We start from the raw sequence: 7,546 nt of genomic DNA on the forward strand, positions 1-7,546 counted from the left end.
TCCTTGAAGCCCAGTTCGTTAAGCCCGTGCATGAATCATCCTGCTGTGCGAGTTGCGCAAAAGTGTTGTCTGGATGCTCCCATTTATCGCACAGCTGCGCCAGCCGATAATCCGCGCCATCGATGACTTGCGTGGATTGTGGATATGCAGACGTTGGAAGAAGTGAGTGGGGCGGCGCCGGTCAGCAAGCCGGGGTTGCGCCTGTTGTTGCTGCCGCTGGTGATTCTGGCGGGCATGGGGTTGTCGGTGGAGGCCGGGTTGCTCGGGCCGTTGGGGGAACAGGTCGGGCATCTGTGGGCGACCTTGAGCATCTTCGGTGTGGGTTCGGCGATTCTGTTTTTGCTGCTGTTGTTCGCCGGCCCGCAGAAAGGCCCGGCGCTGACCGATCTGCCGCGCTGGCAATTGATCGGCGGGTTTCTGGGGCCGATGTACGTGGTGGTGCTGACCCTGGCGACGCCGCATATCGGGATTGCGATGACGATGATTGCGATTCTCTCGGGGCAGGTCGGCAAGAGCGTACTGATCGACCATTTCGGCTGGTTTGGCGCGGCGCGCAAGAAGGTCAATGCCGAGCGCTGGCTGGCGTTGGGGCTGATTGTGGTGGCACTGGTTTTGATTGCGCGGGGGTGAGTGATGAGTCTGGTTATTTTGTTGGCAGTGGTGGTATTGGCTGGCGCGGTGTTGAGTGTTCAGGCGGCGATCAACGGACGCCTGGGTGAAACGGTCGGGGTGTTGCGCAGCAGTCTGCTGACGTTTGCCGTGGGGGCTGTGACCACCGGATTGCTGATCCTGTTTTTTGAGCCGGCGCAAGCGGTCAGCCTCTTGGACGTGCCGAAGTGGCAACTCACCGGGGCGCTGTTCGGGGTGGTGTACATGATGGTGATGGTCGGGGCCGTGCCGGTGGTGGGAACTGCAGTGGCGACGGTGGCGGTGATTGTCGGGCAGCTGGGGATGGGGATGTTGATCGACAATTTTGGCTGGCTGGGGAATCCGGCGATCGAGCTTTCGTCTTCGCGGGTGCTGGCGATGGTGTGTCTGGGGTTGGCTTTGGTGTTTATGTATCGGAGCAGTGTTCGTCGGGTTGAGTGAGATTGGGGGGCTGGAGAAGCTGCGGTTGCCTCAACAGTTTTACTGGCCGTTACGGCGCCTTCGCGAGCAGGCTCGTTCCCACCTTGGTTCTGCGTACACAGGACCAAATGTGGGAGCGAGCCTGCTCGCGAAAACGGCCTGCCGGACATCCTCAGTTTCAGACCGGCAATAAACAGCCCGGACGCTTTCGCCGTCCGGGCTTTCAAGGTCAAAAGATCGCAGCCTTCGGCAGCTCCTACAGGTGATCGGTGTAGGAGCTGCCGAAGGCTGCGATCTTTTGATCTTGATCTTGTGGGAGCTGGCCTGCCAGCGATGACGGACTGACAGGCAATTAATGTCTAACTGTAAATACCCAGTCCGAAATGTGGGAGCGAGCCTGCTCGCGAAAGCGGCCTGCCAGACACCTTCAAAACATCAGGAAAACCCCGACATTCCCTGCGCATAAACATAGCCACGCAATCGCGTTTAAAGTACACGAACCGTTACGCCATAACGGCTACAACACCTTGCGTCGTTGCCTACGCGTACGCCAGAATCCGCCGGCTTACGCGGCTATGGGCCGGGCTATATCGTTTCTCTGTCACTGCAAAACAGTGATCGGGTTTGGTAGCCCGTTTTCTTGACAGCCGTGCAGCGTCCCTTATGCAGTCTCATTTTTTGAGGCTGCGTTTTATAGGGTGGCCATGCGTGGGGCTCTTTCGAGGGCGCCGGGGTTTCTCTGTCTTGACCGGTCTACCAACCCACGTGTGGCCGCCACCCTTCGTTTGGTAGCGAAAGTGACGGCTCTTCTGATTCTTTCAAGATAGAGAGCCCTTATGTTCAAAATTACACCCAATCCCCCAAGCACCGACCCAACCCCTAGCGATCCCGCAGTCGCGTCTCAGAAGACAAAAGAAGCAATCGACCGCGCCCTCGACTACTACCTCAAACCTGAAGACCTGGCCCCACCGCCAAGCCCGCCAAAAAACCGCCCGATCTATCTCGTCGACCCCACGCTGGATGACGAAACCCTGCTCGTCGAAGCCAGTGAGTCGCTGTCGTCGGCCAAAGCCATGGCCGGCAACATCGCCAACTCAATCGGCGGCCCGGAGCGCAAACCGTTGCTGGCGCTGCAACAGCTGATCATGTTGAACGAGCTGTTGGTCAATCGGCTGCTGGACAAGCTGCGGTTGCCTCAATAGTTTCGCTGGCCGTCATGGCCGCTTTCGCACCATCAGTTTCAGACTGGCAATTAAGAAGCCCGGAAGCTTTCGCTGTCCGGGCTTTCAAGGTCAAAAGATCGCAGCCTTCGGCAGCTCCTACAGGTGATCGGTGTAGGAGCTGCCGAAGGCTGCGATCTTTTGATCTTGATCTTGTGGGAGCTGGCTTGCCAGCGATGATGGACTGACAGGCAATTAATGTCTTACTGTAAATATCCAGTCCAAAATGTGGGAGCGAGCCTGCTCGCGAAAGCGGCCTGCCAGACACCATCAAAACGTCAGGAAAACCCCGACATTCCCTGCGCATAAACATAGCCACACAATCGCGTTTAAAGTACACGAACCGTTACGCCATAACGGCTACAACACCTTGCGTCGTTGCCTACGCGTACGCCAGAATCCGCCGGCTTACGCGGCTATGGGCCGGGCTATATCGTTTCTCTGTCACTGAAAAACAGTGATCGGGTTTGGTAGCCCGTCTCAAATTGTCGTTGTTGCGACACCTTCGTTGCTGTTTCTTTTTTGAGACATGGCTTTGTATGGTGGGCATGCGTGGGGCTCATTCGTGAGCGCCGGGTTACCCAATTTGACCGGTCTACCAACCCGCGTATGGCCACCACCCGCCGTTTGGTAGCGAGGGTGATGGCTCCGATTTCTCAAATTGGAGTTTCATTCATGTTCAAGGTCACACCCAATCCCCCAAATGCCGACGCATCCCCTGACGACCCCGCGCTCGCGTCTCAAAAGACAAAAGAAGCAATCAACCGCGCCCTCGACTACTACCTCAAACCCGAAGATCTGGCCCTCCCGCCAAGTCCGCCAAAAAACCGCACGATCTATCTCGTCGATCCCACGCTGGATGACGAAACCCTGCTCGTCGAAGCCAGTGAGTCGCTGTCGTCGGCCAAAGCGATGGCCGGCAACATCGCCAACTCAATCGGCGGCCCGGAGCGCAAACCGTTGCTGGCGCTGCAACAGCTGATCATGTTGAACGAGCTGTTGGTCAATCGGTTGCTGGACAAGCTGCGGTTGCCTCAATAATTTTTCTGGCTGTTATGGCCTCTTCGCGAGCAGGCTCGCTCCTACAGGGAATCGTGGTCGAGCACATAATCTGTGGTTACCGCAGATCCAATGTAGGAGTGAGCCTGCTCGCGATTGCGGTCTGCCAGGCACCGTCAGTTTCAAACTGGCAATAAAGAAGCCCGGAAGCTTTCGCTGCCCGGGCTTTCAAGGTCAAAAGATCGCAGCCTTCGGCAGCTCCTACAGGGGATTGTTGCCGGGCACAAAAGCTGTGGTTGCCGCAGATTCAATGTGGGAGCTTGCTCGCGCCTGACAGCCGACCAAACTTCAAATGAAAACACCCGATCCCCTGTAGGAACTGCCGAAGGCTGTGATCTTTTGATCTGCTTTGGCTTTGGCTCTGGATGTGGCTTTTGATCTTCAGCCCCTTCGGCAGGCCGAGCGTAGGTGTCCATCAGGGGGAAGGCGCGCAGCGCCATGCGGCGAAGCCGCATACATCGAGAGGAGGTGCAGCGAAGCAAACCGTAGGCGATGCCCCCTGATGGGCACCGTAGCGAGGGAACACTGAGCCTCAGCGAAGTGCCGTACGCCGGGGTAAAGCCTTTTGGGTTACCTTTTCGGCGTCTGGAAAAGGTGACTCGCTGTAAGAGCGAAACCGCCAGCGGCAGCACCCGCAGAAACGGATATTCACCCAATATCGCCAGCAGGCACCCAATACCCCAAAAAAAACCAGATCAAAAGATCGCAGCCTGCGGCAGCTCCTACACTGGTATTGACGGCTTGCCCTCGCAAGCCTCAGATGACCACCCAAAAGGAGTCTGTCCCATGCCCGATAGAAAATGCGATTGCCCCCACTGCAAATGCACGATCAAGGAAGGCGATCACGCCTACGCCGTGCACGGCAAACACTATTGCTGCGAGGCCTGCGCGCACCACCACAAGGGCGGTGAGGAGTGCTCAAGCAAAGGCTGCCATTGCGCGCACCCCAAATAACGGCGCGCATAAAAAAGTGGAGCCTAATCAGGCTCCACTTCCAGTTTCAGGCTTTCATCATCCAGCCGTTCGGCATGGCGTACCGTACCTTGCAGCCGTCGTCCTTCGACCACGACCACCACGGTTTTCGCCTGGTCGAGGTCTTCCGGTAACGGCGCCGTTACGCGCAGGGCGAAGCGATACGGGTCATCTTCGACGGGTTCCAGACCTACACGACAGTCGACGCTTTTGGTGACGCGGCCGAACAGCGTGTCCAGGCCGTAATCCAGATGCGCCGGGCTGATGATGCTGGTCATTATGTATTCCCCCAAAGAGTCCCCGTCGCCTGGCGAGAGTCTAGCTCGCCGGTCGCCATGTGACGTTTTCCACGCCGAACTTCTCCGCCATCGGCTTGCTGGTCTTTTGCACTTTCTCCCGGCCAAAGCGCGGGATGCGACCCACGCCGGCGTCGCAACTCGCCCAGTGCCACGCCTCGGCGTTGTCCATTTTGTCCGAGCGGATAATGAACGACTTGGGCGTGCCGTGAAGGGTGTAATCGATGACAAACAGTTTTGCGTTGTTCATAAAGCCCGTAATCCTCCCTGTGGTAATAGAAGGATCGCGGCGCATCGGGAAAATTCACTCGGATTGTCCGACGGTATCTATCGTTGGCGGCGCATGGGCGCACTGGTTACCATGGCCGCTTCGCCAACGCCCAATGAATGCTCGCCATGGCCCTCGCTGCGCCCCCCGATCTGAGTGATACCGATGTGCCGGTGCAACCGCTGGCGCGCACTTATCCGCGCGGGTTGTTCATAGAGCCGCACGAGCATGTGTGGGGTCAGTTGCTGTATGCGATGAGCGGCGTGATGTGGGTCGAAACCCCGCATGAGGCGCTGGTGGTGCCGCCGCAGCGGGCGGTGTGGTTGCCGCCCGGGGTGCCCCACGGCATTCGCGTGGTCTCGGACTTGCAGATGCGCAATATCTACCTGCGCCCGGCGCTGGCAGCGACGCTGGATGCGACAGTGCAGGTGATCGAGGTCGGTGGTTTGCTGCGTGAGTTGATCGTCGGCCTGGTGGAGCAGGGCGACAGTGGCGAGCCGGGCTATTACGATGCCCTGGTCGGGCTGGCGCTGCTGGAGCTCAAACGCGCCCGGCGTTCGCAACTGAAGATCCCGCTGCCGGACGATTCCGACCGGCGCCTGATGAACCTGTGTCAGGCAGTGATGGCCGCGCCGTCGCTGGACATCCCGTTCGAGCAGCACGCAGAAAACGCCGGCGCCAGCGTGCGCACGCTGGCGCGGTTGTTCAAGGACAGCCTCGGCATGGGCTTCGCCGAATGGCGGCGGCAGGTGCAACTGGCGACGGCGGTGGCGGAGTTGATTCAGGGCGTGCCGGTGAGCGCCATTGCTCGGGAGCTGGGGTATTCGCCGAGCAGTTTCAGTGACATGTTCCGGCGCGAGCTGGGCGTGGCGCCTTCGCAATTCCCCACCACCTGAACCCGCCCCTGTAGGAGCTGCCGCAGGCTGCGATCTTTTGACTTTGATTTTTAAAAACAAGATCAAAAGATCGCAGCCTGCTGCAGCTCCTACAGGGGGGCATCTGAGAATTGGCCGAAATTCAGAAGTCCTTGGCCGACGCCTCTGCCCATCCTTCCCTAGACTCTGCCCATTCCTTTCACGCGGCGGAGTTTCTCCATGAACTACCTGATTTCGCTGGCCATCGGTTTGGGTGTCGGCCTGCTCTATGGCGCGCTGCATTTTCGTTCGCCGGCACCTCCGGCCATCGCGCTGGTGGGGCTGCTGGGCATGCTCGCGGGTGAGCAGTTGTGGCCGATGGGCCGGCAACTGGTCGCCGGTTGGTTGTCGTGAATTTCCTTTTCTCCTTTCGGTGGATGTCCTTATGAAAGCACTGCAATTCGATCAAACCGGCGACCTGTCTTCCCTGCATTTCGTCGATGTACCGACCCCGGTGCCCGGCGCTGATGAGGTGCTGGTCGAGATCAAGGCTGCCGGCCTGAACCCCAGCGATGTGAAGAACGTGCTCGGGCGTTTTCCCTACACCACCTTGCCGCGAATTCCCGGGCGCGATTTTGCCGGCGTCGTGGTCGAAGGACCGCCGGCGTTGATCGGTCAGGAAGTCTGGGGCACCGGGCGCGAGTTGGGCTTTTTCGCCGATGGTTCGCACGCGCAATTCGTCAAGTTGCCGGCCAACGGCGTGGCGCACAAACCGTCGCACTTGAGCTTCGCTCAGGCCGCCAGCCTCGGCGTGCCTTGCACCACGGCGTGGGATGCGCTGGAGCGCAGCTTGGTGACCGCTGAAACCCGCTTGCTGGTGATCGGCGGCGGTGCGGTGGCGACGGCGGCGTTGGCACTGGCCAAAGTGCGCGGGGCGCAGATACTGGCGGCGGCGCGACGGCCGGAACAGGTCAGGGAGTTGCAGGCGCAGGGTTACCAGACCATTCAGCTGGATAAGCCTGAAGACCTCGGTGCGCAGGTCAATGCGGTATACAGCGGCGGCGCCGACGTGATCTTCGACACCACCGGTTTCTGGTTGCCGGCCTCGGTGGCGGCACTGGCCGCGTTCGGCCGCATCGCGATCATCGCCGCACCGGTGGACGGCCATGTGCAACTGCCAGCGCTGGCGCTGTACCGCAAGGGCGGTTCGGTGGTGGGGATCAACTCGCTGCTGTACGGCGTGCAGGCCTGTGCGGCGATGCTCGAGCAGTTCGGGCGGTTCTTCGACGAGGGGCTGTTGCCGTTGCCGCAAGGGTTGGTGGAGGTGCCGCTGGCGCAAGGGTTGCAGAGCTATGCAGAGGTGAATCAGGGGAGTGGGGACAAGGTCATCCTCATCCCCTGATCTTCCAGACACCGCATAACCTGTGGGAGCTGGCTTGCCAGCGATAGCGGTAGAACAGTCGATGAAGATATTGACTGAACTGGCGCCATCGCTGGCAAGCCAGCTCCCACAGGGTTCGTTGTTGTATTCAGGATTGCGGGACGCCGTTTTCCCACGCCGACCAGTTTTTCAGGATGTCCTGCACCAGTGGATTGCCCGCGCGATAGAGGTTTTCCAGCGCCGGCACGAAGCCGCCCTGATCGGCGTATTTCAGCAAATTGTCCACTTCGCTGCCGCCCGGAGCAGGGCGGTCGAAGTCGGAGCCGGCACGCACCACCGCCAGACGCTGCACATCCACCAGACCTTCGCGGCTGGCGCGCAACAGGGCTTCGTAAGTGGAGTTGTCTTCCTGTTGGGTGGTGCAGTAC

The 7,546-nt window shown here is 59.6% G+C and carries 10 protein-coding genes and 1 pseudogene; 8 read left to right on the forward strand and 3 right to left on the reverse strand.

Going from position 1 to position 7,546, the window contains the following annotated elements:
- The first annotated feature begins 144 nt into the window (after positions 1-144).
- The 5 genes from DBR18_RS10980 (at position 145) to DBR18_RS11000 (ending at position 4,301) form a co-directional block, all read left to right on the forward strand.
- Positions 145-630 (forward strand): DMT family transporter, encoded by a 486-nt coding sequence (locus DBR18_RS10980; protein ID WP_108590335.1) that lies wholly within the window; start codon positions 145-147, stop codon positions 628-630.
- 3 nt (positions 631-633) lie between these two features.
- Positions 634-1,089 (forward strand): DMT family transporter, encoded by a 456-nt coding sequence (locus DBR18_RS10985; RefSeq protein ID WP_108590336.1) that lies wholly within the window; start codon positions 634-636, stop codon positions 1,087-1,089.
- 815 nt (positions 1,090-1,904) lie between these two features.
- Positions 1,905-2,270, forward strand: coding sequence for a DUF6124 family protein (locus tag DBR18_RS10990; RefSeq protein ID WP_108590337.1), 366 nt, complete (start codon positions 1,905-1,907; stop codon positions 2,268-2,270).
- 693 nt (positions 2,271-2,963) lie between these two features.
- Entirely contained in the window at positions 2,964-3,329 is a 366-nt protein-coding gene (locus DBR18_RS10995; protein ID WP_108590338.1) for a DUF6124 family protein, read from the forward strand.
- A gap of 804 nt (positions 3,330-4,133) precedes the next feature.
- Entirely contained in the window at positions 4,134-4,301 is a 168-nt protein-coding gene (locus tag DBR18_RS11000; protein WP_108590339.1) for a metallothionein, read from the forward strand.
- Positions 4,302-4,324: 23 nt separating this feature from the next.
- Here DBR18_RS11000 and DBR18_RS11005 read toward each other — a convergent pair whose 3' ends face one another.
- A complete protein-coding gene (locus tag DBR18_RS11005) occupies positions 4,325-4,597 on the reverse strand; it encodes a hypothetical protein (RefSeq protein WP_108590340.1) in 273 nt (90 codons plus the stop codon).
- 40 nt (positions 4,598-4,637) lie between these two features.
- Entirely contained in the window at positions 4,638-4,865 is a 228-nt protein-coding gene (locus DBR18_RS11010) for a DUF6555 family protein (RefSeq protein ID WP_003223528.1), read from the reverse strand.
- 146 nt (positions 4,866-5,011) lie between these two features.
- Here DBR18_RS11010 and DBR18_RS11015 point away from each other — a divergent pair, with 146 nt between their 5' ends.
- The 3 genes from DBR18_RS11015 to DBR18_RS11030 all read left to right on the forward strand — a co-directional run bounded on the left by DBR18_RS11015 (position 5,012) and on the right by DBR18_RS11030 (position 7,139).
- On the forward strand, positions 5,012-5,779 hold the full coding sequence (locus DBR18_RS11015) for a helix-turn-helix domain-containing protein (protein WP_256588672.1): 768 nt from the start codon (positions 5,012-5,014) through the stop codon (positions 5,777-5,779).
- 198 nt (positions 5,780-5,977) lie between these two features.
- Entirely contained in the window at positions 5,978-6,151 is a 174-nt protein-coding gene (locus tag DBR18_RS11025) for a DUF1427 family protein (RefSeq protein WP_108590342.1), read from the forward strand.
- A 31-nt stretch (positions 6,152-6,182) separates the two neighbouring features.
- Positions 6,183-7,139: a zinc-binding alcohol dehydrogenase family protein gene (locus DBR18_RS11030; RefSeq protein WP_108590343.1), complete on the forward strand. Its 957-nt coding sequence runs from the start codon at positions 6,183-6,185 to the stop codon at positions 7,137-7,139.
- Positions 7,140-7,266: 127 nt separating this feature from the next.
- On the opposite strand, the pseudogene DBR18_RS29055 reads toward DBR18_RS11030, so the two are convergent.
- Positions 7,267-7,546: pseudogene (locus tag DBR18_RS29055) on the reverse strand (purine nucleoside permease); the annotation flags it as partial.

Source organism: Pseudomonas sp. HMWF021 (genome assembly GCF_003061005.1).
In the GTDB taxonomy this organism is placed as follows: domain Bacteria; phylum Pseudomonadota; class Gammaproteobacteria; order Pseudomonadales; family Pseudomonadaceae; genus Aquipseudomonas.

What these genes read in the sequence shown, in the direction of transcription:
- DBR18_RS10980 (WP_108590335.1), top strand. Translation starts at nt 145, where the DNA reads ATGCAGACGTTGGAAGAAGTGAGTGGGGCGGCGCCGGTCAGCAAGCCG.
- DBR18_RS10985 (WP_108590336.1), top strand. Translation starts at nt 634, where the DNA reads ATGAGTCTGGTTATTTTGTTGGCAGTGGTGGTATTGGCTGGCGCGGTG.
- DBR18_RS10990 (WP_108590337.1), top strand. Translation starts at nt 1,905, where the DNA reads ATGTTCAAAATTACACCCAATCCCCCAAGCACCGACCCAACCCCTAGC.
- DBR18_RS10995 (WP_108590338.1), top strand. Translation starts at nt 2,964, where the DNA reads ATGTTCAAGGTCACACCCAATCCCCCAAATGCCGACGCATCCCCTGAC.
- DBR18_RS11000 (WP_108590339.1), top strand. Translation starts at nt 4,134, where the DNA reads ATGCCCGATAGAAAATGCGATTGCCCCCACTGCAAATGCACGATCAAG.
- DBR18_RS11005 (WP_108590340.1), bottom strand. Translation starts at nt 4,597, where the DNA reads ATGACCAGCATCATCAGCCCGGCGCATCTGGATTACGGCCTGGACACG.
- DBR18_RS11010 (WP_003223528.1), bottom strand. Translation starts at nt 4,865, where the DNA reads ATGAACAACGCAAAACTGTTTGTCATCGATTACACCCTTCACGGCACG.
- DBR18_RS11015 (WP_256588672.1), top strand. Translation starts at nt 5,012, where the DNA reads ATGGCCCTCGCTGCGCCCCCCGATCTGAGTGATACCGATGTGCCGGTG.
- DBR18_RS11025 (WP_108590342.1), top strand. Translation starts at nt 5,978, where the DNA reads ATGAACTACCTGATTTCGCTGGCCATCGGTTTGGGTGTCGGCCTGCTC.
- DBR18_RS11030 (WP_108590343.1), top strand. Translation starts at nt 6,183, where the DNA reads ATGAAAGCACTGCAATTCGATCAAACCGGCGACCTGTCTTCCCTGCAT.